Here is a 25,192-nt window from a genome sequence, read left to right on the forward strand (position 1 = left end):
ACCTAGCGGGCTCCCTGGGCGCCGGCGTAAGGCAGGAAACCCACCTTGGCGTAGACGTCGCGCAGAGTGATCGAGGCAATCTCCCGGGCCTTGTCGGCACCGAGGGCAAGGAGCCGGTCCAGCTCCGCGGGATCGTCCAGCAGCTCCTTGGCTCGGTTCCGGATCGGAGTCAGGTGCTCCGTGACCACCTCGGCGAGGTCCGCCTTGAGATGCCCGTACATCTTGCCCTCGTACGCGGTAACGAGGGCATCAACGCTTTGACCGGTGATCGCCGAGTAGATGGTCAGCAGGTTGGACACGCCCGGCTTCGCCTCACGGTCGAACCGGATTTCCGTCTCCGCATCCGTAACAGCGGACTTGATCCGCTTGGCGGTGACCTTTGGATCGTCCAGCAGGTTGATCAGGCCCGCCGGCGAATCCGCCGATTTGGACATCTTGGCCCTGGGTTGCTGCAGATCGTAGATCTTCGCCGATTCCTTCTGGATGAAGGGCTGCGGCACCGTGAACGTGTGGCCAAAGCGGGAGTTGAACCGCTGGGCGAGGTCACGGCTCAGTTCCACGTGCTGACGCTGGTCCTCTCCCACGGGGACACCGTGCGGCTGGTACAGGAGGATGTCCGCGGCCTGAAGGATGGGGTAGGTGAACAGTCCGACGCTGGCGTGGTCTGAACCCTGTTTGTAGGCCTTGTCCTTGAACTGGGTCATCCGGGACGCCTCGCCGAAACCAGTGATGCAGTTCAGCACCCAGGCAAGCTGGGCGTGCTCCGGCACCTGGGACTGAACGAACAGCGTGCACTTCTCGACATCCACGCCGCCGGCAATGTACTGCGCGGCTGTGACCCGCGTGCGGTGGGCCAGCTCGGCCGGATCCTGCGGAACGGTGATCGCGTGCAGGTCAGGGATGAAGAAGACGGCGTCGTACTCGTCCTGCATCCGGACCCAGTTGACGAGGGCACCGAGGTAGTTGCCCAGGTGCAGGGAGTCGGCGGAGGGCTGCATGCCGGAAAGGATGCGGTGCCGGGCCGCGGTGGCCGCCGGGGCGGGTTTCGCGGCGTCAGGGGCGAGGCCGGTGTCGGTCACGGTTGAAGAGGTGGTCATTCGTGGAAGCCTTAAGACTAGAGCCGGTAGTCCACTACCAGCGGGGCATGGTCGGAGAAGCGTGTGTCCCAGGTCGCGGCCCGGTCAACTACGGCTGACACTGCGGCAGCAGCGAGATCGGGCGTGGCCATGTGGTAATCGATGCGCCAGCCGGTGTCGTTGTCGAAGGCCTGGCCACGTTGCGACCACCATGTGTAGGGGCCGTCGACGTTACCCGCCAGGCCCCTGTGAACATCCTTCCAGCCGATTTCTTCGCCGAAGAAGCGGTCAAAATAGGCCCTTTCCTCCGGCAGGAAGCCGGCACGTTTGACGTTGCCCTTCCAGTTCCTGATGTCCAGCTCCGTGTGGCCGACGTTGAGGTCGCCCACCACCAGGGCGTGGTCACTGTGTTTGGCCAGTTCGGGCAGCCGGGTGGTCATGACGTCGAGGAAGCGGAACTTGTCATCCTGCTTGGGAGTGCCGGCCTCGCCCGAGTGCACGTAGGCGCTGACGACGGTCAGCTGTGAGGCCTGCCCGGCCGCATCCCGCACGGTGTAGTCCGCTTCGACCCAGCGCCCGGTGGTGGCGAAGAAGTCATCGCCGATCCCGACCCGGGTGGCAAGGGGCTCTTCGCGCGAGGCGATGGCAACGCCGGCCCGGCCCTTGGCCTCGGCTTCGGCGTGGAGGATGTACCAGCCCTCGCCGAGCAGTTCCTCGACGATCGCATCGGGCGCGCGGACCTCCTGGAGGCACAGAATGTCCACCTCGCGCGGTTCAAGCCACTCCGCCATGCCCTTCTTGTAGGCGGCACGCAGGCCGTTGACGTTGACTGACGCGATGCGAAGGTGGTCCTTCTTCAATGCCGAGCTCACCCGATCCACTCTAGTCGATGATGGTTCCGCTAACGGGTGCGTCGTCGCCGCCCGGGGATTTGATCATGTCCCGCGCGTTGGTGGCGGTGATCTCGATGGTCTCCAGGGCACGGTTGATCGTGTCGCGGTCCGCGGCGTCGCCCTTCGCGCGCTCCTGTTCGATGACGCGGACCTGGACCTGGACGATCTTGAAGGAGTGGTCGAGCTTCATGTCGCGGACGCCGTCCGATGCGCGACTTTCGCTGACCACGCGGGTGCCGCCGTGGTCAGCGCTGCCCGCCGCCGGCGGCCGCCCGGCCGCGGCGTTGAAGGCGTTCTGGGCCTCGTTCAGCCTGGCCCCGGCCTTCTTGGCGGCCTTCTGGATGCTGAACACCACGAAGGAGGCCAGCGCCAGCCAGAAGCCGGCGATGATCGCCACGATCCATCCCACGACGTCGTTCTGGTTGGCCGCGAAGATCACGGCCACCACGAACGCGATGATGAAGACCAGCAGCCCCGGCCCGCTGATGCGGAGCATGGAGAACCGGCCTTTGGCCGTGGTGTCGTTGGACGTGGACGCGGAGCTACCCAGAGATTGCATGAGCCCATTATCGCAAACGGGGCCGGCCGGCCGCTGCGCTTCCACCCCGGGCGAACGCCGCACCAGACTGCCTAGGTCAGGACGGGTACTTTTAGGTCAGGACCAGCTTTTAGGTCAGGACCAGCTTTTAGGTCAGGACCAGGCAGAACGGGTGGCCGCTGGGATCCGTGTAGACCCGGAAGGTCTTGCCGCCGCCCGTCTGGCGCGTGGCCCCGAGCCGGAGGACTTCCGCCTCGCCGGCGTCGAGGTCACCGACTATCACGTCCACGTGCATCTGCTGGGGATGCTCGGGGTCCGGCCACTGCGGCCGGACCAGCCGGTCCACACGCTGGAAGGCGACGGCGGGACGGTCGGCGGCGTCGCCGATCGAAATAAACTCCTCTTCCTCCTGCACCCGGATCATGCCCAGGAGCTCCTGGTAGAAGTCGGCGAGCTTGTCCGGGTCCTCGCAGTCGATCACGAGTGCCTGCCATTTTCCGATCATGGGGTCTCCTTATCCGGGGAACGTGCGGGCCGTGGCCCGCGTTTCATGGCCTGGTTTTATGGCCTCATTTGAGGAACAGCTTGCGCAGGCGGCTCGTGGTGAGCAGGACGCCGAGGGCAATCATGACGAGGTAGTAGCCGATGTGCACCGCGGTGGCCGGGGTGAACACCCCCACGCTGATCTGGCGCAGCAGTTCCACGCCGTGCCAGAGAGGCATGGCCTGGATGAGCCACTGGATGGACTGCGGGTAGACGCTGAGCGGGTAGAACGTGGCGCTGAAGAGGAACATCGGCAGCATCACGAAGTTGATCCAGTCCATCTGCTGGAAGGTCTTCATGAAGCTCGTGATCCCCATGCCGAAGCTCGCGAAGCCGAAGGCGATCAGCACCGAGGCCGGGATCATCAGGACGGCCCATGCAGTGGTGATGAGGCCCATCACGCCCATCACTGCGGTGAAACCGGTGGCGTACATGGCCCCGCGCAGCAGGGCCAGGAAGATTTCGCCCATGGCGACATCCAGCGGCCCCAGCGAGGTGTAGAGCATGCCCTGGTAGAGCTTGGCGAAGTTCATCTTGAAGAAGACGTTCCAGGTGGAGTCATAGACGGCGCCGTTCATGGCGGACACTGCCAGCAGGGCCGGCGCGATGTACGCGGCGTAGCTGATCTCCTGCCCACCCGGGCCCTGGACGGAACCGACAATGGCGCCCAGACCCACGCCCATCGAAATCAGGTACAGCACAGGTTCGAAGAACCCGGAGACCATGACCATCCAGTTGCTGCTCTTGGTGGCCATGAGCCCGCGGGCGACGACGGCGCGGACGTTGCGGGAGTAGATGGGCCCGAAGTGCCGGCGGCGTGCGGCTTCCGTGACGCTGCTCTCCCCTGCGTTGAAACTTCCGGTCAGGACGCTCATGAGGCCATCCTTTTGGCGAACTGGTGTTTGGTCAGGACCCAGCCGGCAGCCGCCAGGCCCAGCAGGAAGACAAGGTGGACGACGGTGAGCCACGGCTCTTCCTCGTACCCGTAGCTGACCACGCGGCCAAGTTCCGTTCCGTGCCAGATCGGTGAGATCCAGCCGATCCAGCGGACGCCGAGCGGGAGCGTGTCCAGCGGGAAGAACGTGCCGGAGAACAGGAACAGCGGCATGACAATGAACCGCATGACCATGGCGAACTGGCCCCGGTCTTCCTTGATGGTGGCCGCGTAGGCCATGAGCGGCAGGCCGAAGGACAGGCCGGCGAGCGTGGCGATGAGGATCGAAACCCAGCCCCAGGCGCCGGGTGAGGCGCCGAACAGCGCGACGACGGCGAAGTAGATGGCCGACTGCAGCAGGAAGCGGACGGTGACGGCGATGACCTGGCCGCCGGCGATCTGTTCCGGCGTCAGCGGCGACGCGTGCGGGCCGTAGTAGACGCGCCGCCATTTGAAGCCGTCCATCACCGGGAACGTGAACTCGTTGGCGGCCGTCATGACGGCGGCCGAGATCAGCAGGGCCGGCGCGATGAACGTCAGGTAGCTGACCCCGCCGAAGACGGCGGCGCCGTTGGTCTCGACCAGCGTGGCCAGGCCAACGCCCATCGCGAACAGGTAGGCCACCGGCTGGCCCACGCCGTACATGACGATGGTCCAGCCGTAGCCCTTCATGACGCGGAGGACCTGCTCGGCGTAGAAAAAGGCGCCCCAGCGGCGGGCGCGGGCGGCCGAGACTTCCGGGGAGTGCGCGCGCAGGGCCGGCGCCGCCGCCGTCGTACCCGCCTGTGTTGCCCTAGTCAACTCTGCTTTCTTAGTCAACTCTGCTTTCTTAGTCAACTAGGCTCCTGCCGGTCAGGCGCAGGAAGACGTCTTCGAGCGAGGAGCGGCGGACCAGCGACGTGACGGGACGCAGGCCCCGGGCGGAGACCTGCTCCAGGGCGGCCTCGCCGTCGTGGGCGTAGATGAGCACCCGGTCCGGCAGGGTCTCGAGGCGTTCGCCGATGCCTTCGAGCTCCGCGCCGACGCTCGCATTGCGCTCCGAGCCGAAGCGCAGTTCAAGGACCTCCCGGGTGGAATATTCCCGGATCAGGCTGGCCGGGGATCCTTCGGCCATGATCTTGCCCTTGTCCACCACGATCAGGCGGTCGCACAGCTGCTCGGCCTCGTCCATGTAGTGCGTCGTGAGGATCAGGGTGACTCCCTGTTCCTTGAGCCGGAACAGGCGGTCCCAGAGGATGTGCCGCGCCTGCGGGTCCAGGCCGGTCGTCGGCTCGTCCAGCAGCAGGATCCGGGGCTCGTTGATCAGGGAGCGGGCGATCGTCAGGCGGCGCTTCATGCCGCCGGACAGGGCGTCCACCTTGGACTTGGCCTTGTCGGTGAGCTGGGCGAATTCGAGCAGCTCGTCGGCCTTGGGTTTGAGGTAGCTCATGGGCAGGCCGAAATAGCGGCCGTACACCAGCAGGTTGTCCCGGACTTTCAGTTCCTCGTCCAGGTTGTCCTGCTGCGGCACGACGCCCAGGTGCGCGCGGACTTCCGGCCCGTGCTGTTCGGGGTCCAGGCCCATGATGCTCAGGGTGCCCGAAGTGCGCTGCGAGACCCCGCCGATCATCTTCATCGTGGTGGACTTGCCGGCACCGTTGGGGCCCAGCAGGCCGAAGGCTTCCCCGGCGGGGACGCGGAAGGAGATGCCGTCGACGGCGGTGACGTCGCCGTAGCGTTTGGTGAGGTTCTCGGCGGTGATGACGTACTGCGGAGCGGCGTCAGAGGGGCTGCTCACGCGTGATTCTTTAGAGGCAAGTTCGGACACCCGCACTACGGTAGTGGATCCCCGCAAACTATGAAAGAGTCTTTTCGTAAAAACTCCTGACGTATCCGTTCCGTTATGCCTGYCGGCGGTGAAACGTGCGCAATCCTGCGGTGGTTGGGCCTGCCGGAGCCCGGCCCAACCACCGCAGCCTCAGGCGAGCCCGGAGTGGCGTTCCTGTGCCAAGTGGCGTTCCGCGGTCTCCACCACGTTGGCGAGCAGCATGGCGCGGGTCATGGGGCCCACTCCCCCGGGGTTCGGCGAGAGCCATGCGGCGACGTCGGCCGCAGCGGGGTCCACGTCGCCGGTGACCACGGCCTTGCCGTTGCCGTCGTCGACCCGGCTGACGCCGACGTCGAGCACGATCGCGCCGGGCTTGAGGTCCCCGGCCTTGATCATGTGCGGTTGCCCGGCGGCGGCGATCACGACGTCGGCCTGCCGCAGTTCCGCCGGCAGGTCCACCGTTCCGGTGTGGGCCAGGATGACCGTGGCATTGACGTCCTTGCGGGTCAGCAGCAGACCCACCGGGCGGCCGATGGTGACGCCGCGGCCCACCACGAGGACGCGCTTGCCGTTCAGGTCGATCCCGTGCCGGGTCAGCAGCTCCACGCAGCCCTTGGGTGTGCAGGGCAGCGGGGATTTCATGGGTCCGCTGACGTTGGCCACGAGCCGGCCCAGGTTCATCGGGTGCAGGCCGTCGGCGTCCTTCTCGGGATCCATGGCCTCCAGGATGACGTCCTGGTCGATGTGCTTGGGCAGCGGCAGCTGGACGATGTAGCCGGTGCATTCCGGGTTCTCGTTGAGCTCGCGGACCACGGCCAGGAGTTCGTCCTGCGTCGTCTCTTCCGGCAGGTCGCGGCGGATGGACGTGATGCCCACCTCGGCGCAGTCCTTGTGCTTTCCGCCGACATACCAGGTACTGCCGGGGTCGGAGCCCACCAGGATGGTGCCCAGTCCGGGAGTGATTCCCTTGGCCTTGAGTGCGGCCACGCGCCCGGTCAGCTCGGCCTTGATGGCGGCGGCGGTAGCCGTGCCGTCAAGGATCTGCGCTGTTCTTGCAGTCTTAGTAGAAGTCATGGACTACCACTGCTCGTGCTGCGGGTACAGCGGGAAGTCGGCGGCGAGCTTGTCCACGCGGGCCTGCAGGGACTCGATCTCCGTGGCAGCGCCGGACTTCAGCGCGGTGGCGATGATGTCGGCGACCTCGGTGAACTCCTCGGCGCCGAAGCCGCGGGTGGCCAGGGCCGGGGTGCCGATGCGCAGGCCGGAGGTGACCATCGGCGGGCGGGGATCGAACGGCACGGCGTTGCGGTTGACGGTGATGCCCACCGAGTGCAGGAGGTCCTCGGCCTGCTGGCCGTCCAGCTGGGAGTTGCGCAGGTCCACCAGGACCAGGTGCACGTCGGTGCCGCCGGTCAGGACCGAGACGCCGGCGTCGGCGACGTCGGCCTGGCCGAGGCGCTCGGCGATGATCTTGGCGCCTTCGAGCACGCGTTCCTGGCGCTCCTTGAATTCCTCCGTGCCGGCGATCTTGAAGGCCACGGCCTTCGCGGCGATCACGTGCATGAGCGGGCCGCCCTGCTGGCCGGGGAACACCGCGGAATTAAGCTTCTTGGCCCATTCCTGCTTGGCCAGGATCACACCGGAGCGCGGACCGGACAGCGTCTTGTGCACCGTGGAGGTCACGACGTCGGAGTACGGGACCGGGCTCGGGTGCAGTCCGGCGGCGACGAGGCCGGCGAAGTGCGCCATGTCGGTCCAGAGCAGGGCACCGACCTCGTCGGCGATCGAGCGGAAGGCAGCGAAATCGAGGTGCCGCGGGTAGGCGGACCAGCCGGCGATGATCACCTGGGGCTTTTCGGCGATGGCCTGTTCGCGCAGCTTGTCCATGTCGATCCGGAAGTTGTCTTCCTCGACCTGGTAGGCGGCCACGTTGTAGAGCTTGCCGGAGAAGTTCAGCTTCATGCCGTGGGTGAGGTGCCCGCCGTGGGCCAGGGAGAGGCCCAGGATCTTGTCGCCCGGGGTGATCATGGCGGCGAGCGCTGCGGCGTTGGCCTGCGCGCCCGAGTGCGGCTGCACGTTGGCGTATTCGGCGCCGAAGAGTTCCTTGACGCGGTCGATCGCGAGCTGCTCGGCGACGTCGACGTACTCACAGCCGCCGTAGTAGCGGCGTCCCGGGTAGCCCTCGGCGTACTTGTTGGTCAGGACGGAGCCCTGCGCTTCCATCACGGCGCGCGGGGCGAAGTTCTCGGAGGCGATCATTTCCAGGGTGCCGCGCTGGCGGCCAAGTTCCTGGGCAAGTACGGCGGCGATTTCCGGGTCGAGTTCGGCCAGCGGCTGGTTGCTCACGGCGGCTGAGGTGGCGGTGGTAGTAGTCACGAGGAACTCCTGGTAGGCAACGGGTACGGCTATTGGTCAGGCTACCGGCTGGCCCGTTGCGCCGCCCTATGATTACGGGCCCCTTGACAGCGGACCGCGGCAGCGGCGGTTAGCACCCCGTGCGGGCGCCAGCAACGGTACGGCAGCGGTGATGCTGCCGACCGGTAAGACATGACCCTCGGCCCAGGCGTACGATCCGTGGTCTTCGTGAGTGCCGCTCCCTGATGGTTAGCCATCCAACGCCAGTTGCGACGGGTTAACACTACCAAAACCCTTTCAAAACTGCCCTTGAAGCGAAGGTAGGCTGGTCTTCGTGACTGACGAGAACCTGACTGCCTCCTACATCCTGACCCTGTCGTGCCCTGACCGGCCAGGCATCGTGCATGCCGTCGCCGGAGCCCTGCTGGTGGCGGGCTGCAATATTACCGACTCCCAGCAGTACGGCAGCCAGGGCACGGGCACCTTCTTCATGCGGGTGGAGGCGACGACGGCGGCGGCCCAGGCGGAGCTGCAGGCGGCACTTGAGCCCGTGGCGCAGGCCTTCGGGATGCAGTGGAGCCTCAACCCCGCCGGCCGGAAGGTCCGCACCCTGCTGATGGCCAGCACGTCAGCCCACTGCCTGAATGACCTGTTGTTCCTGCAGCGCTCCGGCACCCTGCCGATCGAGATTCCGGCCATCGTGTCCAACCACCGCGACCTTGAGGGTTTGGCGGAGTTCTACGGCATCCCGTTCCACCACATCCCCGTCACCGCGGACACCAAGGTCCAGGCCGAGGACGCCCTCCGGCTCCTGATGAAGGAGCACGACGTCGAACTCACCGTCCTCGCCCGGTATATGCAGATCATCTCTGACGAGCTCTGCACCGAGCTCACGGGCAAGGCCATCAACATCCATCACTCGTTCCTGCCCTCCTTCAAGGGCGCCAGGCCCTACCACCAGGCGCATGCCCGCGGAGTGAAGCTCATCGGCGCCACGGCACACTACGTCACGGCCGCCCTGGACGAGGGACCGATCATCGAGCAGGAAGTGATCCGGGTGGACCACCGGCGCACCGCGGAACAGTTCGTCCAGATGGGCCGCGACGTGGAGGGCCGCACCCTCGCCCAGGCCGTGCAGTGGCATGCCGAGCACCGCGTCCTGCTCGACGGCAACCGGACGGTTGTCTTTAACTGAAACCGGTTCTTCACTAGAGCTATGGAACCCACCCGCAGGGACCGGCTCGAATCGTTCGTGGCGCTGTTGAAGAACGAGGGCCGGCACGCAGTGCTGGGGCTGGATTGCGGCCCGGGCACCGACGGGCTGCACTTTGTGCAGTCCGGCATCCATTTCACCGGCGTAGACCGGTCCGAGGAGAACATCCACATCGCCCGGGCTCACGGGCTCGAGGCCACCGTGGCGGGCCCGGCATCGCTGCCGTTCGCCGATGCCGCGTTTTCCTCGGTGTGGGCGGTGGACGCTTTGGCGGGCCTGGCCCCGGAGGAGTGGGACGACGTCGTCCGCGAACTTGGCCGGGTGGCGGAACCCGGCGCGCCAATCGCCGTCGTGCTGCCCGTCCCGGACCCGCGCCGCGAGGGCGGCAGCCGCGGTGAGGGCTTCACGGTCCTCCGCTCCCCCGCCTGAAAAACACCCGTTGCGCTATCACTTGTGGTGGTTCTCAGCGCCCCGTAAGGACCACATCTGATAGCGCAACGGCCTCGTCTGGGCTCAGGGACGCTGGACGCTGCGCATGTAGCCGCCCAGGAAGCCGCCAACAACCAGCAGGATGGCGCCCACCCGGGCCAGAGCGACGCCGAGACGGTGCCGCTCCCGGCGCCGGGCATGCCAGGACGCCAGGAAGATCAGCGTCGCGACGAGATTGGCGCCGGCATGGACGACGCCGATGCGGCGCGTGGTGTGGTCGGCCCGCGCCCACTCCGCCCAGCCGCTGAGCCCCGCCGGGGCCGCGGCGACGACGCCGAGGCCCACCAGCCGCCGGGCCGCCAGACGCGAGCCATCGTCCGGGAAGAGGTCCAGGAACATCGCCATGAACCATGCACCCAAGGGCACGCGGGTGAGGATGACGTGCGGCGGGATGCCGGTGGCATCACCGTGAAAGAAGCTCCGGAGCCGGGCGTCGGCGATAAGCCGGGAAGCCAGCGGCTCCGCGGTCCGGACGGCCGGGTCAAGAGTTTCGGCCTCCCCCAAGCGTTTCATCAGCTGCAGGAACATTTCGGCCACCTCCAGTAGGGCGTGGGAATGGCCCCGATCCTACTCAGCGCCGCCCCGCCCGCAAGAGGCTCATGTCCTAGGCTGGTGGCATGGCTCCCCTCTACGCATTCGCCGGCACCGCTCCGGCCGTCCATGACTCCGCCTTCATCGCCCCCACGGCGTCCGTGATCGGCAACGCCGCCCTGGCCGAGAACTCGAGCGCCTTCTACGGCGTCTGTGTCCGCGCCGACACCGCCGCCATCACCGTGGGCGCCGGCAGCAATCTGCAGGACAACGTGGTGCTGCACGCCGACCCCGGCTTCCCCTGCACCGTCGGCGCTCGGGTCAGCGTCGGCCACAGCGCCGTGGTCCACGGCTGCACCGTCGAGGACGACTGCCTGATCGGCATGAGCGCCACCATCCTCAACGGGGCGGTGATCGGCGCCGGCTCCCTCATCGCCGCCGGTGCCGTGGTGCTGGAGGGCACTGTCATCCCGCCCCGCTCGCTCGTAGCCGGAGTTCCGGCCAAAGTCCGGCGCGAGCTCAGCGACGAGGAGTTCGCGGGCGTCCAGCACAACGCCGCCCACTACCAGGAACTGGCACGCGCGCACCGCGAACTGCACGGCGCCTGAGATAGCGGACTGAGCGGTCCAATCTGACCGACCCGGCCGCTCAGCCCCCCGGTCGCGGTGCTCAGTCCAGCGCGATCGGGCCCAGCTCGGACAGCAGCTCGCCCGGTCCGGGGTTCCCCGTCGGGGTCCGGCCGCCGAGGTGGTTGACCACACCCCAGACCGCGTTCAGGCCGGTGGTGACGGCGCCCTCGGCCCAGCCGGCGGTGAACGAAACGTCGTCGCCGGCGAGGAAGATCCCGCGCTGTTCGTCGGGCAGCGCGTCCTGCTTGAAGTGGGTGAACAGCCGCTGCTGGTAGCGGTAGTGCCCCGGCAGGTTGGCTTTGAAGGCGCCCATGAAGTTGGGGTCGGCCTCCCACGAGACGGTGATCGGCTGGCCCACGATGTGGCTGGCGATGTCGACGCCGGGGTAGATCTGCTCCAGCGAGTGCAGCATGAGCTCCGCCCGCTCGTCCGCGTCGAGCGAGAGCCACTTCAGCGCGTCGTCGTTCCACGTGTAAGACAGCAGGATTACGGCGGGCTTGTCCGGGCCGTTGTCCAGCAGGTACGTGGCTCGGTTCAGCCGGTCGGTCAGCGTCATGGACAGGACCTCGCGGCCCGTTGCAGGGTCGATGTCCTTCCAGAACGGCCGGTCCACCATGACGAAAGTCTTGGAGGACTGCATGTAGTGCGAGCGTTCGATCGCCGTCCACAGCTCGGCGGGGAACAGGGTTTCGTCGGTGTGGATCCGTGTCGACAGCAGCCAGGACTGGCATGTGGTCACCACCGCCGGGTAGGCGGATTCGCGTCCCCAGCGTTCGCGGATCCGGAAGTCTCCGCTGCCGTCGCGGGCGATGCGCTCCACGGCGCCCCGCGGCGCACCCGCGTGCAGGGATGCCAGGGACGTGCCGTCAGGCCAGTGGGCCATGCCCGACGGCGTGTGCTCCCACAGCGCCTCGGGGAGCCGCTGCGCGCCGCCGGCGATGAGCCGGTGCTGGTCATCGGCGTCGGTGTAGACGACCCGGAGGATTTCGAGGATGGAGTTGGGGAAGTCGGTGTCCCAGCCGCCGGTGCCGAAGCCAACCTGTCCGAACGCCTCGCGGTGGGCGAAGCCGGCCTCCTTGAAGGAGTCGCTGCCGGCGATGAAGCCATAGAACGTCTGCTCGTCCAGCTCCGGGAGCAGCGCGTTCCACAGTTCCTTGATCCGGGCGGTGTCCCGGGCCCGGATGGCCTCCTGCATCTCGGCGAACCGGGCGCCATCGTTCACGGCCGCCTTCCACGCGTCCGCCACCTCGAGGAAGAACGGGGGCAGGTCCGCCGCGGTCTCGGCGTAGTGCTTCTCGCCCGCGAGCTCGATCACCGTGCTGGAGGTGGCCGGTGCCAGCGGGTTGGGGAACTCCTGGGTCTCGAGTCCGAGCAGGTCCACATAGTGATGGAAGGCCTTTCCGGAGACCGGGAAACGCATGCCGCCGAGGTCCGCCACGATGCCCGGCGCGGACGGGAAGCTGGCGGTCCTCAGCCGGCCACCGATCCTGTCGGCCTCGTAGACCACCGGCCGCAGGCCCAGCTTCATGAGTTCATAGGCGGTCACCAGCCCCGACAGGCCGGCACCGACGACGGCGACCTCCGTCCCGTAGAGTTCGGGCGGCAGCGACCCCAGGCCGTCGGGGTGGGCGAGGTAGTGGTCGTAGCTGAACGGGAAATCCGGATTCAGCATGGTGATGGGCGCCTCGACCGGACGGTGGCCGGCCAGGCTGTCTGCCGGGGTGAAAGCCGGTTCGGGGGCCGGCAGTTCGGTGGCGGTGGTCATGAGATTTCTGCCTTCAGTTCCTGGGTTGTGGTGGTGGTGGCGGGTTGGCGGCTTGATAGTTCACGGTATTCCTCGTGGCTCAGGGCGGCCACCCTTGAGTTCTTCCGGCCATAGCCGAAGTAGGCGGCCAGGCCCACGAGCATCCAAACACCGAAGACCACCCAGGTCCCGGCGCCGAGGTTGGCCATGAGGTAGGCGCACATGAGGGCGCCCAGAATCGGCGTCAGCGGAAAGAGCGGGACGCGGAAGCTGCGCGTGAGCTCCGGCCGGGTCCGCCGCAGGTAGATGACTGCCACGTTGACCAGGGCGAACGCGAACAGGGTGCCGATGCTGGTGGCGTCCGCGAGGGCACCCAGCGGCACCAGGCCGGCAGTCAGTGCGACGGCGGTGCCCACAATCAGGGTTCCGGCAACCGGTGTGCCCGTCCGGGCCGAGACCCGGCCGAAGACCCTGGGGACCAGGCCGTCCCGCGACATCGAGAGCAGGATCCGGGTCTGCCCGTAGAGGACGGTCAGCACGATGCTGGCGATGGCAAGCACGGCGCCGACGGCGAACACCACGCCAACCCACGGCTGGCCGGTGATTTCCTCGAGGATCTTCACGAGGGCGGCTTCGGTGCCGTCGAACCAGCCCCAGGGGCGGGCGCCGATGGCGGCGACGGCGACGAGCACGTAGATGCTGGTGACGATCAGCATGGAGAGCAGGATGGCCCGCGGGAGATCGCGCTTGGGGTTGCGGGCTTCCTCGCCAGCCGTGGAGGCGGCGTCGAAGCCGATGTAGGAGAAGAAGACCCTGGAGGCCGCGGCCGAGACGCCGGCGGCGCCCATCGGCATGAGGGGTTCGAAGTGTCCGCCGTTGAAGGCGGTGAAGGCCACGGCGCAGAAGAACAGCAGTATGCCGACCTTGACCAGGACGATCGCCGTGTTGATCCAGGCGCTCTCCTTGGCACCGCGGATCAACAGCATCATGGCCAGGACCACAATGACGATCGCGGGCACATTCAACACCCCGCCGGCTCCCGGCGGCTGCGACATGGCGTCCGGGAGCGCCAGACCGAAGACCGCCAGGGCCTCGTTGACGTACTGGCCCGCGCCGACCGCGACGGCGGCCACGGAGACGGCGTATTCCAGGACCAGGCACCAGCCGCAGATCCAGGCCATGCCCTCGCCCATGGTGGCGTAGGTGTAGGAGTAGCTGGAACCGGCGGCGGGAACCAGGCCGGCCATCTCCGCATAGGACACGGCGGAGAGCAGGGCTGCGAGTCCGGCAATGGCAAAGGAGATCCAGATGGCCGGGCCGGCGAGCGGCACCGATTCGCCCAGGATCACCAGGATGCCGGTGCCAAGCGTGGCGCCGACGCTGATCATGGTCAGCTGCAGCACGCCGAAGCTGCGGACCAGCTGCGTGCCGCCGTGCCCGGTTTCGGCCTCGCTGACCAGCTGCCCGATCGGCTTGCGGCGCAGGAGCTGGGTGGCGAGCCCGGGACGGCCGGCGGCGGCCGGCGGGCGTTCCCCGATCAGAGTTGGCACAGTCATCGTTGACGTCCTTATCTTCAGTAGTGGTCGGTTTCCCCTGACCACCCTAGGCATGTGAGCCACCTCTCATGGTTGTGCAAAATGACCTGTATTCTTCAGACATGAGACTTAATGCACCGCGGGCCCGGCGTCCTGCCCGGCGGCCGGCCCGGCTGGACGGGGGCCGCGGCCGTGGCTGCTGAGGACTCCGAGCGGTTTGGTTTCGTCACGCTGCCACAGTTCCTGCGCCAGCTGCCGGAGCTCGGCGTCCTGCACGACGGCGGCAACGGGGACGAGCGCCTGCGCTGGGTGGAGCCGAGCGAGCTGGATGATCCGACCCCTTACCTGCTCGACGGCGAATTCCTGCTCACCGCCGGCCTGCCGTTCGTGGGTGATGGTGGCAGCGAGGAGGCGGTGGACGCCTACGTGCTGCGCCTGGTCGGGGCCCGCGTCGGCGCCCTCGGCTTTGGCCTGGAACCCTACTTCGAGGCCGTGCCGGATACCGTGGTTAGGGCCTGTCGGCGGCACAACCTGACCCTGGTGTCCATCCCGGGGACCATCCCGTTCGCCGCGCTGGGACTCGAGTTCTCCCGGCTCCTTGAGTCGGACAACGCCAAGACCTTCCGCCAACTGGCCGACACCAATCGGCAGCTCATGCGGGCGGTCTTGTCTGCACGCCCCGAGCACGAGCTCCTCGCGGCCCTGGTGCAGCGCGTCCCGGTCTGGGCCGTGCTGGTCGGGGCGGACGGGCGGGTGCGTGCCCGGGGCTCGGGCGGCTCCCCCGGCCCGCACTCCGCGCACTCCGTTGCCGGCACCGTGCCGGGCGTTGATTCCGCCGCCTTGCAGCCGCTGTTGGCCCGGCTGCTCGCCGGCAGCGGCCCCCGGGTGGAGATGGATTCATTCGACGCGGCAGGCTCATCCCTGGTCTTCGGGTATCCGCTGCGCAGCACCCGGGACGCCAACCTCGGCGCGCTCGTCCTAGGCACGGACGCCCCGCTGACCCCGGCCCAGAACAACGTGGTCTCCACCGCCGTCGGGCTGCTGGAACTGCTGGTCCGCCAGCGCACCAGCGGTTCCCTGGCCCCCAGCCAGCTTGCCACGGCGCTGCTGTTGCATCCGGAGAGCGTGGCGTCGGGAACTGCACGGCAGGTCAACGGGTTGAAGGACCTGCTGGCACAAAGCCTTTCCTCCACCCGGTCCGGCCATTTGCGGGTGGTCCAGGGCATCCGGGTGGACGCCGCCGCGGGCAGCGACCGGGCGGCGGGCGGACCGCGCCAGACGGGCGAGGGCCCGGTGCGGGAGCTGCTGGAATGGCGCAGGCTGTTCGACACCAAACTGGTGGAGCACACCGACTACGGCTTTGCCGCCATCACCCGGCTCAAGGTCGACGACGCCTTGCTCGCCGAGGTGGAGCGGCTCGGCTGGCGCCTGGTAATCGGCAGCGGCACCGAATTCTCGGGCCTGGCGGGCGCGTACCAGGACGCCTCCTCGTTGCGCAACCGGGTGCTGACCAGCCGCCGAAGCGTCCGGGCGGACGACGTGACTTGGTCCGTGACGGGCCTGCTGGGTTCCGAGGCCGGTACCATGCTGGCGGACCGCCTGCTCGCACCGGTGCTCGCGCTGGAACCGGAGCGCCGCGACACCCTGCTGGGCATCCTGCGGGCCTGGCTTGGTGAGAACGGCAGCTGGGACGCCACGGCGAAGGCCACGGCGCTGCATCGCAACAGCGTCCGCCGGCAGATCGGCGTCATCGGCGAGCTGCTGGGCCTGGATCTCAATCAGGCCCAGGCCCGCGCGGAGCTGTGGATCGCCCTCCAGTACATCGCCCATCAGGACCAGGGCGGACCCGAGTTGCCCGACGCAGTATCCCCGGGCGGCGCCCCGGTCGCTGCTGCCGTCGCGGCCGCTTCACCCGATACCGGACCTCCCGCGGGTCAGATGCCCCAGGAACGGTAGACGTCCGGGCGGCGGTCGCGCAGGTAGGCGACGGCGTCATCCGCGTCGTCTGCCCCGTCCGCATCATCCGTCCTGTCCGCGTCGGCGCGCACAGCTCCTCCCAGCTCGGCAAAGAGCAGTTCCGTCCCGGGGCCGGCCGCGGCCAGGACCGTGCCGTCCGCGCCCGCCACGATGCTGCCGCCGCGGAAGTCGTAGCCTTCCTCCGAGCCGGTGTGGTTGGCGTACGCCACCGTCAGCTGGTTCTCCAGCGCCCTGGCCCGGACCAGTACGTTCGGCACCGCGTCGAACCCGCCGGCGAGTGCGGTCGGCACCAGCAGCAGTTCGGCGCCGCGCACGGCAGCGGCCCGTGCGGACTCGGGAAACTCGATGTCGTAGCAAATGACCAGGGCAGTTTTGAGCCCGTGGAAGTCGACGACGCCAGGGGCTGCCGCGGCCGGCGCAAACGCTGCGCGTTCCTCGGGGCCGAACAGGTGCACCTTGTCGTAGGTGAGCAGTTCGTCGCCGGACGCGTCAACCAGGGTGGCGGAAATGTGCCACTCCCCCGCCGGCGTTACGGCGGGGAGGCTGTAGACCAGGGCAATGTTGTGGCGCCGGGCGATTCCGGCCAGGGCCTCCCGGAGCGCAGGCAGCGTGCCGGGATCGAAGGCTGACCGCAGCCGGCGCGGCGCATAGCCCACGGGGAAAAGCTCCGGGGTCAGCAGCAGCTGCGCACCAGCGGCGGACGCCTCGCGCGCCGCCGCCTCCACCGCGGCGCAGTTCGCCTTCGCATCCAGCACGGCGGCGTTCGCCTGCATCAGGGCCAGCAGCACCATTACCACCTCACGACTCTCCGGGTACCTCCGCAGGAGCACTGCGGACTCTCTGCTCCCAGAGTAGCCGCGGCCCGGGAAGCCGCATTTGGTGCATTTCCACCCAGCCAGCCGGCGAACAGGGCGGAACGTCCCGGCGGTGAAGACCGGGAGGGCCGGCGGCCCGTCGCGTCCCCGGAAACCCAGACGGCCGTTATCAATGCGTTAACTTCTTGACTACAAGCCGCCGATGCGTCACGCTTCATAGCATGCCCTCACCAACGCGCTCAACGAGGAGCCGAACCAAGAACCCCGGATCGCAGTCCGCCCTCCGGCATCTGAACCAGCAGCGGATCATCGAATGCCTCCTCGCGGGCCCCTCCACGCAAGCGGAACTGGCCCGCCAGACAGGGCTATCGACGGCCACTGTTTCGAACATCGTCAAGATCATGCAGGACGCCGGGCTGGCCTCCACTGAACCGATTACCAGCTCAGGGCGGCGCGCCCTGAACGTCCGGCTCAACAGCAACGGGGCCGTCGCGGTGGGGATCGATTTTGGCCGGCGGCACCTGCGCGTCGTACTGGCCTCGCTCAGCTACCACGTGATCGCCGAACAGTCGGTCCTGCTGCCCCTGGGCCACCACGCCGAGGAGGGCATCCAGGCCGCCGTCGGCGTGTTGGACCGATTGCTCGCGGACAGCGGCGTGGAGCGCAGCGCCCTGGTCGGTGCCGGCGTAGGAATTCCCGGCCCCATCGACCGCCGCACCGGCACCGTGGCGCAGGGCGCGATCCTGCCCGAATGGGTGGGCATCAACATCCTCAAACGCCTCGAAGAAGCGCTGGAACTGCCTGTATTCGTGGACAATGACGCCAACCTGGGCGCCCTCTCCGAGGTCACGTGGGGACCGCACAGCGGCATCAGCAACCTGATGTTCCTCAAGATCGGCTCGGGCATCGGCGCGGGGCTGATCCTCAACGGCATCCCCTACTACGGCAACGTCGGCATCACGGGCGAAATCGGCCATGCCACAATCCACGAGCACGGGCTGATCTGCCGGTGCGGGAACCGCGGCTGCCTGGAAACGATAGCCTCCACCACCACCATGATCGAGCTCCTGAGCCGCGGTGAGGACCGGCCGCTCACGCCCGGGGACATCGTGCGCAAGGCCCTGGAGCGGGACTCCGCGACGCTCCGTGTGGTGGACGACGCCGGGCTCGCCGTCGGGCGCGCCCTGGGCAACGTGGCGAACCTGATCAACCCCGAAGTGATCGTGGTCGGCGGCCCACTGGCGGGGCTTGGCGAACTCCTTTTGGACCCGATCCGGCGCGGCCTGATCCGCCACGCCGTGCCGGTCATCGGCGAGACAACCACCCTCACAATGTCGTCCCTGGGCGACCGGGCGGAGGCCCTCGGGGCCACGGCTTTGGTCTTCCAGCACGCCGGAATCCGGCGTAACTAACCATTTCGTTATCCGCCCGTTGCGTTAAAGACTTGACGACAAGGGCGTGATCCAGTTTACTTTTCCATCAGACGGCCCTGCGGTTTGCAGGGGCGGACAACGAAGTCATGCATTGGAGGCGTAAGGGCAGATGACGTCCCTCAACACGCACAGTGATCCGCTAATTCTCGAGATGCGCTCCATCACCAAGGAATTCCCCGGCGTTAAAGCTTTGGCCGATGTAAGCCTGCGGGTGAAGGCCGGCGAGATCCACGCCATCTGCGGTGAGAACGGCGCCGGGAAATCGACCCTGATGAAGGTGCTCTCGGGGGTATACCCGTTCGGCACCTACACCGGCGACATCGTGTACCAGAACGAGGTCCAGGAGTTCAAGGACATCCGGGCCAGCGAACACGCCGGAATCGTGATCATCCACCAGGAACTCGCGCTCATCCCCGAGCTGTCGATCATGGAGAACATCTTCCTCGGCAACGAGCCCACCAAGCGCGGCGTGATCGACTGGGCCGAGGCCCGGACCCGCTCCACCGAGCTGCTGGCCCGGGTGGGGTTGCGCGAGGACCCGGACACCCCGATCAAGGAGATCGGCGTCGGCAAGCAGCAGCTGGTCGAGATCGCCAAGGCCCTGAACAAGTCGGTGAAGCTCCTGATCCTGGACGAGCCCACGGCCGCGCTGAACGAGTCCGACTCCCAGCACCTGCTGGACCTCATGCTGGGCCTGAAGGGCCGCGGCATCACCTCGATCATCATTTCGCACAAGCTCAACGAGATCGAACAGATCGCGGATGAGATCACGATCATCCGCGACGGCAAGTCGATCGAGACCCTGAATGTCAAGGCCGACGGCGTCGACGAGGACCGCATCATCAAGGGCATGGTGGGCCGGACGCTGGAATCCCGGTTCCCGGATCACGAGCCGAAGATCGGCGATGTCCTCTTCGAGGTCAAGAACTGGAACGTCGGGCACCCGGCGATCCAGGACCGCCTGGTCTGCAAGAACTCCAGCTTCTTCGTCCGCCGCGGCGAGATCGTCGGGTTCGCGGGCCTGATGGGGGCCGGGCGCACCGAGCTGGCCCGGTCCGTGTTCGGCCGCTCCTACGGCCGCTTCATCTCGGGCCACGTCTACAAAGACGGCAAGGAGCTGCAGCTCAAAAGCGTCCGCCAGGCGATCGACGCCGGGCTGGGCTACGTCACGGAGGACCGCAAGTCCCTGGGCCTGAACCTGCTGGACGACATCAAGGCCACGACCGTCTCGGCGAACCTGCGCAAGATCAGCAAGCACTTCGTGGTGGACGCGAACAAGGAATACGCCGTCGCGGAGGAATATCGGAAGGCGCTGCGGACCAAGACGCCCTCCGTGGAGGAAGGCGTCGCGAAGCTCTCCGGCGGCAACCAGCAGAAGGTCGTGCTGGCGAAGTGGATGTTTACCGACCCGGACGTGCTGATCCTGGACGAGCCGACCCGCGGGATCGACGTCGGGGCCAAGTACGAGATCTACGGCATCATCCAGAAGCTGGCCAACGAGGGCAAGGCAGTGATCGTCATTTCCTCGGAGCTGCCCGAGCTGCTGGGCCTCTCGGACCGGATCTACACGATCTTCGAAGGCGCCATCACCGGCGTGCTGGACAAAGACCAAGCCAGCCAGGAAAGCCTCATGAAACTCATGACGTCCGCCCGCAAAACCGCCTGACCCTGTGGGACCAACCAGAACAATCCGAACACCCCGGACACAAGGAATGAAACAATGAACGCGCTCAAGAAGCTCTTTGGCGGCAACACCCGCCAATTCGGCATGATCTTCGCCCTGGTTGCGCTGATCGTGTTCTTCGAGATTTTCACGGAGGGCCGCACGCTCACGTCGGGCAACGTCATCAACCTCTTCAACGGCAACTCCTACATCCTGATCCTCGCCATCGGCATGGTGCTGGTCATCATCGCCGGCCACATCGATCTCTCCGTCGGTTCCGTCGCGGCCTTCGTGGGCGTCTGTGTGTCCCTCTTCATCCGCGACTGGGGAATGCCTTGGTACATCGGCGTCCTGATGGGGCTGGGGCTGGGCGTCCTGATCGGGGCCTGGCAGGGATACTGGGTGGCCTACGTCGGCATTCCCGCGTTCATCGTGACGCTGTCCGGCATGCTGATCTTCCGCGGCGCCAACCAGTTTGTCGGCAAGTCGAACACCATCCCGGTCCCTGCGGATTTCCAGTACATCGGCTCCGGCTACCTGCCCGAGTTTGGCCCGAATACCGGCTACAACAACCCCACCATGCTCATTGGCCTGCTCGCCGTCGCGTTCGTGATCTTCAGCGAGATCCGGTCCCGCCGGAACGCCAAGAAGCTCGGCGCCGAGGTCTCCGAAACCTGGGTCATGGTCCTGAAGCTGGTGCTCGTCTCCGGCGCCATCCTCTACGCCACCTACCTCTTCGCCACCGGCCGGCCGGGCACGTCCTTCCCGGTGCCGGGCCTGATCCTCGCGGTCCTGATCCTCGTATACGGCTTCATCTCCTCCAAGACCGTCATCGGCCGCCACATCTACGCGGTCGGCGGCAACCGGCACGCTGCCGAGCTCTCCGGTGTCCAGTCCAAGAAGGTCAACTTCCTGGTCATGATGAACATGTCCTTCCTGGCCGGCCTCGCCGGCATGATCTTCGTCGGCCGCTCCACCGCCTCGGGACCGTTCGACGGCGTCGGCTGGGAACTGGACGCCATCGCGGCCGTGTTCATCGGCGGCGCCGCGGTCACCGGCGGCGTGGGCACTGTGATCGGCTCGATCATCGGCGGCCTGGTCATGGCCGTGCTGAACAACGGCCTGCAGCTCATGGGCGTCGGCGCCGACCTCACCCAGATCATCAAGGGCCTGGTCCTGCTGATAGCCGTCGCGTTCGACGTCTACAACAAGACCCAAGGCAAGACATCGATCGTCGGCATGCTCATGAAGAACTTCGGCCGCAGCAGCGAGATCAAGGCCGACGAGACCACCCAAACCAAAGAGGTCATCTCGCGAGGGATCTGATCCACTCCCCGGCTCCCAAAGCCCACGTTTCTCCGCACACCACCAAAAGAAAGTGAACCAAGCAATGCGAATGATTGGTAAAGCAGGAAAGGCAGCAGCGATCGCTGCTATTGCGGCACTGGCGCTGACAGCCTGCGGCCGTTCCGACACCGGGACCACCGGCGGTTCGACCACTGGAGGCGAAGCATTCCCGAAGGGCTCCTCGATCGGCGTCGCACTCCCCCAGAAGACCTCCGAAAACTGGGTCCTGGCGGAGCAGCTGTTCAACGACGGCCTCACCGCGGCAGGCTACAAGCCGGACGTGCAGTTCGCCAACGGCGGCGTTTCGGAGCAGCAGAACCAGATCAGCGCCATGATCACCAAGGGCGCCAAGGTCATCATCGTCGGCGCCATCGACGGTGCGCAGCTGGGCACCCAGCTCAAGCAGGCCAAGGACGCCGGCGCCACGATCATCGCGTATGACCGTCTGCTCCTGAACACCGAGAACGTGGACTACTACGTGGCCTACGACAACTTCAAGGTCGGTGAACTCCAGGGCAAGGCGCTGCTGGACGGAATGAAGGCCAAGAAGCCGGAAGGCCCGTACAACATCGAGCTTTTCGCAGGATCCCCTGATGACGCCAACGCGAAGGTCTTCTTCGACGGCGCCATGAGCGTCCTGAAGCCGAAGATGGACGACGGCACCCTGAAGGTGCTCTCGGGCCAGACGACCTTCGAACAGGCCGTGACCCAGGGCTGGAAGGCCGAGAACGCCCAGAAGCGCATGGACACCCTGCTCGCCGGAACCTACGGCACCGCCGCGCTCGACGGCGTGCTGTCGCCGAACGACACGCTGGCCCGCGCCATCATCACCTCCGTCAAGGCCGCCGGCAAGCCGATCCCGGTTGTCACGGGCCAGGACTCCGAGGTTGAGTCGGTCAAGTCCATCATGGCGGGCGAGCAGTACTCCACCATCAACAAGGACACCCGTGCGCTCGTTGAGCACTCGATCGTCATGGTCAACGACATCCAGGCAGGCAAGAAGCCGGAGATCAACGACGACAAGTCCTACAACAACACGGTCAAGGTTGTTCCGGCCTACCTGCTGGAGCCGGTCATCGTGACCCAGGAAAACGTCCACACTGCCTACGTCAACGATCCGGTACTCGGACCGATCACCAAGCAGTAGTACCCGTCGAGGCGCCAGCTGCACCGGCGCAGGCGAGACAACAGAGCCCCGGCTCCCCCGCAAGGGAGGGCCGGGGCTCTTGCGTTGGCCGTGACGCGCTGGCTCTCACCGTGGCGGTGGCGCTGCCTGCGGCAATCCTCTTCACAGCGGAGACATAGCTTCGCCGGGAGGTTCGCACAGCGGCCCGTACCACTGTGGGACCAGCGCCGGGCATCGGGTCCGGCAAGTGGCACCCAAGAGACACCCAAAAAATTAGGAGTACCGTGAGCGTTCTTGCCCGGAGTGTAGGCAATGCCTTCCGAAACAAGGTCAGGACCGCCGCCGTGGTGGCCGTGCTGGCCGTAGCCATCGGACTTGCCCTGGCCATGCTCGTGGCCAACCAGGCCGTCACAGGCAAGGTCGCCGAACTGAACGCCTCGGTGGGCACGGTCCTGACCGTGAACCCGGCCGGCGGCCAGGGTTTCGAAGGCGGTGGCGAGCCGCTGACCTCGGCACAGGCGGCCACGGCGGCGGCCGTCCCCAACGTCAGCAGCGTGGTCGGCACCAAGGCACTGCGCCTGCGCAACGCCGCAGAAATTGCCGCCGAGGCGGCCGCGGGCCAGACAGGAAGGACAGGCCAAGGCGGCCCCGGCGGGCAGTCTGCCACCTCTGTCACCACGAGCCTCACGGCCGCCGTCGACGCCGGAACTCTCGGCAACCGAAACCAAGCGACTTCCGGGACAGCGGGCAGCACAAGCGGCACCACGGGCAGTACCGCTGCGGCCGCGCCGGCGTTCTCGCTGCCCATCACCGCAACGGGCATCGGCGCCGAGATGGACTCCACCGGCAAGGCCCTGCAGTTGACGCAAGGCACCGGTCTGGGCAACTACACCGCCGCGTCCACCGGCGCCCTGCTGGGCACCACCCTGGCCACCAAGAACGGCCTCAGCGTGGGCTCGACGTTCACCATCCAGGACCAGACCTTCACTGTCCAGGGACTGTTCGACTCCGGCACCGCCTTCGGCAACAACGCCCTCTATGTAACGCTTCCGACCGCCCAGACCCTCGCCGCGCTGCCGGACGAACTCTCCACCATGATCGTCACGGTCAACAGCATGGAAAACGTCGACGCCGCCAAGACGGCCCTGCAGGCGGCGCTCGGCTCCGACAAGGCCGACGTCACCCAGGGGCAGCGGAACCTTGAGACTGCTGTCAGCTCGCTGGACAGCGTCAAGAATATTTCCTTCATCGCCTTCGTCGCGGCCCTTGGCACCGCCGGGCTGATCATCCTCCTGATCATGGTCATGCTGGTCCGCGAACGCCGCCGCGAGATCGGCGTTCTGAAGGCCATCGGCGCCCCAAACCGCACCATCGGCCTGCAGTTTGTGCTGGAGGCCCTCGTGCTGGTGGCCGTGGGCAGCGTGGTGGGCGCCGCCGTCGCCTCCCTTGCCAGCGGCGGCATCGCCAGCGCCCTCATCAGCTCAAGCAGCACCACGAGCGCGGCAACCGCCCAGCGCGGCGGCCCCGGCGGTTTCCCGGGCGGGCCGGGCGGCCCGCTCGGCGGGGCCAGCCAGCTGCTGACCTCCGTGACGGCGAGCGCCTCCCCCGGCGTCATTGCCGCGGGCATCGCCGCGGTCTTCGGCGTCGCCATCATCGGGGCCCTGGTGCCGGCCCTGCTCACCGCCCGCATCCGTCCCATCGAAGTCCTCCGAGGAGAATAGCCATGATCGAAGTCAAGAACCTGGTCCGCACGTTCAAGTCCGGCGACCGGACCATCAAGCCGGTCAACGACGTCAGCTTCGAGCTCGAACAGGGCGCGCTGGCCTCGATCGTGGGCAAGAGCGGCAGCGGCAAAAGCACCCTGCTCTCCCTGCTCGGTGCCTTGGACAAGCCCACCAGCGGCGATGTGGTGGTCAACGGCGTGAGCCTGGCCACCATGCCGGACGGGAAGCTGACCAACTACCGGCGCCGGGACATCGGATTCGTGTTCCAGCAGTTCAAACTGATCCCGAATCTCTCGGCCGTGGACAACGTGATGCTGCCGATGGAGTTTGCCGGCGTGCGCAAGGGCGTCCGGGCCGAGCGTGCCCGGCAGCTGCTCGAACAGGTCCAGCTCGATCCGGACAAGCACGTGCGGCGCATCAACCGGCTCTCCGGCGGCGAGCAGCAGCGGGTCGCGATTGCCCGGGCGCTGGCGAACGAACCCAAGCTGATCCTGGCCGATGAACCCACCGGCAACCTGGACGAGCAGACCGGCGAGCACATCATCGAACTCCTCAGCACGCTCAGCCGGGACAACAACACCACCATCCTCGTGGTCACCCACGACCGCGCCCTGGCCAACAAGACGGACCGGCGCTTCCGGCTCCAGCAAGGCCGGCTCACGGAGGAACCGGTACGGACCCGTGCGACGGCGGCCGTAACCGGCTGAGGCCCGCCGGGCTGACGCCCACCCGGCTGAGGCCCGCCCGGCGCCGCCCCGCGGGCGGTCCTTCCGGGGCCGTCCGCGGTTTCGGCGTCGAGCCTCCTGAACTGAACCTCCTT

Annotated in this window: 23 protein-coding genes; 10 read left to right on the forward strand and 13 right to left on the reverse strand. The window is 67.1% G+C overall.

Going from position 1 to position 25,192, the window contains the following annotated elements:
- Positions 1–2: 2 nt before the first annotated feature.
- The 9 genes from trpS to glyA all read right to left on the reverse strand — a co-directional run bounded on the left by trpS (position 3) and on the right by glyA (position 8,167).
- Positions 3–1,097, reverse strand: a complete 1,095-nt coding sequence (gene trpS / locus AC1DR1_RS11235; protein WP_229992911.1) for a tryptophan--tRNA ligase — start codon at positions 1,095–1,097, stop codon at positions 3–5.
- 17 nt (positions 1,098–1,114) lie between these two features.
- Positions 1,115–1,948 (reverse strand): exodeoxyribonuclease III, encoded by an 834-nt coding sequence (locus AC1DR1_RS11240; protein WP_229992912.1) that lies wholly within the window; start codon positions 1,946–1,948, stop codon positions 1,115–1,117.
- Positions 1,949–1,958: 10 nt separating this feature from the next.
- A complete protein-coding gene (locus tag AC1DR1_RS11245) occupies positions 1,959–2,528 on the reverse strand; it encodes a hypothetical protein (RefSeq protein ID WP_229992913.1) in 570 nt (189 codons plus the stop codon).
- A gap of 127 nt (positions 2,529–2,655) precedes the next feature.
- Positions 2,656–3,012 carry a VOC family protein gene (locus tag AC1DR1_RS11250; RefSeq protein WP_229992914.1) on the reverse strand — a complete coding sequence of 119 codons (357 nt, stop codon included), beginning with the start codon at positions 3,010–3,012 and terminating at the stop codon, positions 2,656–2,658.
- A gap of 64 nt (positions 3,013–3,076) precedes the next feature.
- Positions 3,077–3,925 carry an ABC transporter permease gene (locus AC1DR1_RS11255; RefSeq protein ID WP_229992915.1) on the reverse strand — a complete coding sequence of 283 codons (849 nt, stop codon included), beginning with the start codon at positions 3,923–3,925 and terminating at the stop codon, positions 3,077–3,079.
- Positions 3,922–4,785 carry an ABC transporter permease gene (locus AC1DR1_RS11260; protein ID WP_476992589.1) on the reverse strand — a complete coding sequence of 288 codons (864 nt, stop codon included), beginning with the start codon at positions 4,783–4,785 and terminating at the stop codon, positions 3,922–3,924. The genes AC1DR1_RS11255 and AC1DR1_RS11260 overlap by 4 nt, the downstream gene beginning before the upstream one ends.
- Before the next feature lie 28 nt (positions 4,786–4,813).
- Positions 4,814–5,761 (reverse strand): ABC transporter ATP-binding protein, encoded by a 948-nt coding sequence (locus tag AC1DR1_RS11265; protein ID WP_476992590.1) that lies wholly within the window; start codon positions 5,759–5,761, stop codon positions 4,814–4,816.
- Positions 5,762–5,941: 180 nt separating this feature from the next.
- Positions 5,942–6,865 carry a bifunctional methylenetetrahydrofolate dehydrogenase/methenyltetrahydrofolate cyclohydrolase gene (locus tag AC1DR1_RS11270; protein ID WP_476992591.1) on the reverse strand — a complete coding sequence of 308 codons (924 nt, stop codon included), beginning with the start codon at positions 6,863–6,865 and terminating at the stop codon, positions 5,942–5,944.
- 3 nt (positions 6,866–6,868) lie between these two features.
- A complete protein-coding gene (glyA, locus tag AC1DR1_RS11275; RefSeq protein WP_290369333.1) occupies positions 6,869–8,167 on the reverse strand; it encodes a serine hydroxymethyltransferase in 1,299 nt (432 codons plus the stop codon).
- Between the two features lie 313 nt (positions 8,168–8,480).
- On the opposite strand from glyA, the gene purU reads away from it, so the two are divergent.
- Complete coding sequence (purU, locus tag AC1DR1_RS11280; protein WP_364747198.1) at positions 8,481–9,341, forward strand: formyltetrahydrofolate deformylase; 861 nt, start codon at positions 8,481–8,483, stop codon at positions 9,339–9,341.
- 21 nt (positions 9,342–9,362) lie between these two features.
- Positions 9,363–9,788, forward strand: coding sequence for a class I SAM-dependent methyltransferase (locus AC1DR1_RS11285; protein WP_229992920.1), 426 nt, complete (start codon positions 9,363–9,365; stop codon positions 9,786–9,788).
- Positions 9,789–9,872: 84 nt separating this feature from the next.
- Here the strand turns inward: AC1DR1_RS11285 and AC1DR1_RS11290 are convergent, their stop codons facing one another.
- A complete protein-coding gene (locus AC1DR1_RS11290; protein WP_229992921.1) occupies positions 9,873–10,376 on the reverse strand; it encodes a hypothetical protein in 504 nt (167 codons plus the stop codon).
- A gap of 89 nt (positions 10,377–10,465) precedes the next feature.
- Between AC1DR1_RS11290 and AC1DR1_RS11295 the strand changes: the two genes are divergently transcribed.
- Complete coding sequence (locus AC1DR1_RS11295; RefSeq protein WP_229992922.1) at positions 10,466–10,987, forward strand: gamma carbonic anhydrase family protein; 522 nt, start codon at positions 10,466–10,468, stop codon at positions 10,985–10,987.
- Positions 10,988–11,048: 61 nt separating this feature from the next.
- On the opposite strand, the gene AC1DR1_RS11300 is transcribed toward AC1DR1_RS11295, so the two are convergent.
- Positions 11,049–12,773 (reverse strand): flavin monoamine oxidase family protein, encoded by a 1,725-nt coding sequence (locus AC1DR1_RS11300; protein WP_364747196.1) that lies wholly within the window; start codon positions 12,771–12,773, stop codon positions 11,049–11,051.
- Complete coding sequence (locus tag AC1DR1_RS11305) at positions 12,770–14,308, reverse strand: amino acid permease (RefSeq protein WP_229992924.1); 1,539 nt, start codon at positions 14,306–14,308, stop codon at positions 12,770–12,772. Before AC1DR1_RS11305 ends, AC1DR1_RS11300 begins: the two co-directional genes overlap by 4 nt.
- Positions 14,309–14,419: 111 nt before the next feature.
- Here AC1DR1_RS11305 and AC1DR1_RS11310 point away from each other — a divergent pair, with 111 nt between their 5' ends.
- Positions 14,420–16,243: a PucR family transcriptional regulator gene (locus tag AC1DR1_RS11310; RefSeq protein ID WP_364747193.1), complete on the forward strand. Its 1,824-nt coding sequence runs from the start codon at positions 14,420–14,422 to the stop codon at positions 16,241–16,243.
- Here AC1DR1_RS11310 and AC1DR1_RS11315 read toward each other — a convergent pair.
- Positions 16,222–17,055, reverse strand: coding sequence for a nitrilase-related carbon-nitrogen hydrolase (locus AC1DR1_RS11315; protein ID WP_229992940.1), 834 nt, complete (start codon positions 17,053–17,055; stop codon positions 16,222–16,224). The genes AC1DR1_RS11310 and AC1DR1_RS11315 overlap by 22 nt on opposite strands.
- Positions 17,056–17,300: 245 nt before the next feature.
- On the opposite strand from AC1DR1_RS11315, the gene AC1DR1_RS11320 reads away from it, so the two are divergent.
- The 6 genes from AC1DR1_RS11320 (at position 17,301) to AC1DR1_RS11345 (ending at position 25,079) form a co-directional block, all read left to right on the forward strand.
- Entirely contained in the window at positions 17,301–18,491 is a 1,191-nt protein-coding gene (locus AC1DR1_RS11320) for an ROK family transcriptional regulator (protein WP_229992926.1), read from the forward strand.
- A 130-nt stretch (positions 18,492–18,621) separates the two neighbouring features.
- A complete protein-coding gene (gene mmsA / locus AC1DR1_RS11325) occupies positions 18,622–20,178 on the forward strand; it encodes a multiple monosaccharide ABC transporter ATP-binding protein (protein ID WP_229992927.1) in 1,557 nt (518 codons plus the stop codon).
- A 54-nt stretch (positions 20,179–20,232) separates the two neighbouring features.
- Positions 20,233–21,501 carry a multiple monosaccharide ABC transporter permease gene (gene mmsB / locus AC1DR1_RS11330; RefSeq protein WP_229992928.1) on the forward strand — a complete coding sequence of 423 codons (1,269 nt, stop codon included), beginning with the start codon at positions 20,233–20,235 and terminating at the stop codon, positions 21,499–21,501.
- 64 nt (positions 21,502–21,565) lie between these two features.
- Positions 21,566–22,669 carry a substrate-binding domain-containing protein gene (locus AC1DR1_RS11335; protein WP_476992592.1) on the forward strand — a complete coding sequence of 368 codons (1,104 nt, stop codon included), beginning with the start codon at positions 21,566–21,568 and terminating at the stop codon, positions 22,667–22,669.
- 263 nt (positions 22,670–22,932) lie between these two features.
- Entirely contained in the window at positions 22,933–24,369 is a 1,437-nt protein-coding gene (locus tag AC1DR1_RS11340; protein WP_476992593.1) for an ABC transporter permease, read from the forward strand.
- Between the two features lie 2 nt (positions 24,370–24,371).
- Positions 24,372–25,079: an ABC transporter ATP-binding protein gene (locus AC1DR1_RS11345; protein WP_476992594.1), complete on the forward strand. Its 708-nt coding sequence runs from the start codon at positions 24,372–24,374 to the stop codon at positions 25,077–25,079.
- Positions 25,080–25,192 lie beyond the last annotated feature (113 nt).

Source organism: Arthrobacter sp. P4_F10 (genome assembly GCF_056401435.1).

Excerpts from the sequence above, each read along its gene's own strand:
- AC1DR1_RS11270 (WP_476992591.1), bottom strand. The coding sequence starts at position 6,865 with ATGACTTCTACTAAGACTGCAAGAACAGCGCAGATCCTTGACGGCACG.
- AC1DR1_RS11250 (WP_229992914.1), bottom strand. The coding sequence starts at position 3,012 with ATGATCGGAAAATGGCAGGCACTCGTGATCGACTGCGAGGACCCGGAC.
- trpS (WP_229992911.1), bottom strand. The coding sequence starts at position 1,097 with ATGACCACCTCTTCAACCGTGACCGACACCGGCCTCGCCCCTGACGCC.
- AC1DR1_RS11255 (WP_229992915.1), bottom strand. The coding sequence starts at position 3,925 with ATGAGCGTCCTGACCGGAAGTTTCAACGCAGGGGAGAGCAGCGTCACG.
- AC1DR1_RS11285 (WP_229992920.1), top strand. The coding sequence starts at position 9,363 with ATGGAACCCACCCGCAGGGACCGGCTCGAATCGTTCGTGGCGCTGTTG.
- AC1DR1_RS11305 (WP_229992924.1), bottom strand. The coding sequence starts at position 14,308 with ATGACTGTGCCAACTCTGATCGGGGAACGCCCGCCGGCCGCCGCCGGC.
- AC1DR1_RS11245 (WP_229992913.1), bottom strand. The coding sequence starts at position 2,528 with ATGCAATCTCTGGGTAGCTCCGCGTCCACGTCCAACGACACCACGGCC.
- AC1DR1_RS11300 (WP_364747196.1), bottom strand. The coding sequence starts at position 12,773 with ATGACCACCGCCACCGAACTGCCGGCCCCCGAACCGGCTTTCACCCCG.
- AC1DR1_RS11335 (WP_476992592.1), top strand. The coding sequence starts at position 21,566 with ATGCGAATGATTGGTAAAGCAGGAAAGGCAGCAGCGATCGCTGCTATT.
- mmsA (WP_229992927.1), top strand. The coding sequence starts at position 18,622 with ATGACGTCCCTCAACACGCACAGTGATCCGCTAATTCTCGAGATGCGC.
- AC1DR1_RS11295 (WP_229992922.1), top strand. The coding sequence starts at position 10,466 with ATGGCTCCCCTCTACGCATTCGCCGGCACCGCTCCGGCCGTCCATGAC.
- AC1DR1_RS11290 (WP_229992921.1), bottom strand. The coding sequence starts at position 10,376 with ATGTTCCTGCAGCTGATGAAACGCTTGGGGGAGGCCGAAACTCTTGAC.
- AC1DR1_RS11320 (WP_229992926.1), top strand. The coding sequence starts at position 17,301 with ATGCCCTCACCAACGCGCTCAACGAGGAGCCGAACCAAGAACCCCGGA.
- AC1DR1_RS11345 (WP_476992594.1), top strand. The coding sequence starts at position 24,372 with ATGATCGAAGTCAAGAACCTGGTCCGCACGTTCAAGTCCGGCGACCGG.
- mmsB (WP_229992928.1), top strand. The coding sequence starts at position 20,233 with ATGAACGCGCTCAAGAAGCTCTTTGGCGGCAACACCCGCCAATTCGGC.
- AC1DR1_RS11310 (WP_364747193.1), top strand. The coding sequence starts at position 14,420 with ATGCACCGCGGGCCCGGCGTCCTGCCCGGCGGCCGGCCCGGCTGGACG.
- AC1DR1_RS11315 (WP_229992940.1), bottom strand. The coding sequence starts at position 17,055 with ATGGTGCTGCTGGCCCTGATGCAGGCGAACGCCGCCGTGCTGGATGCG.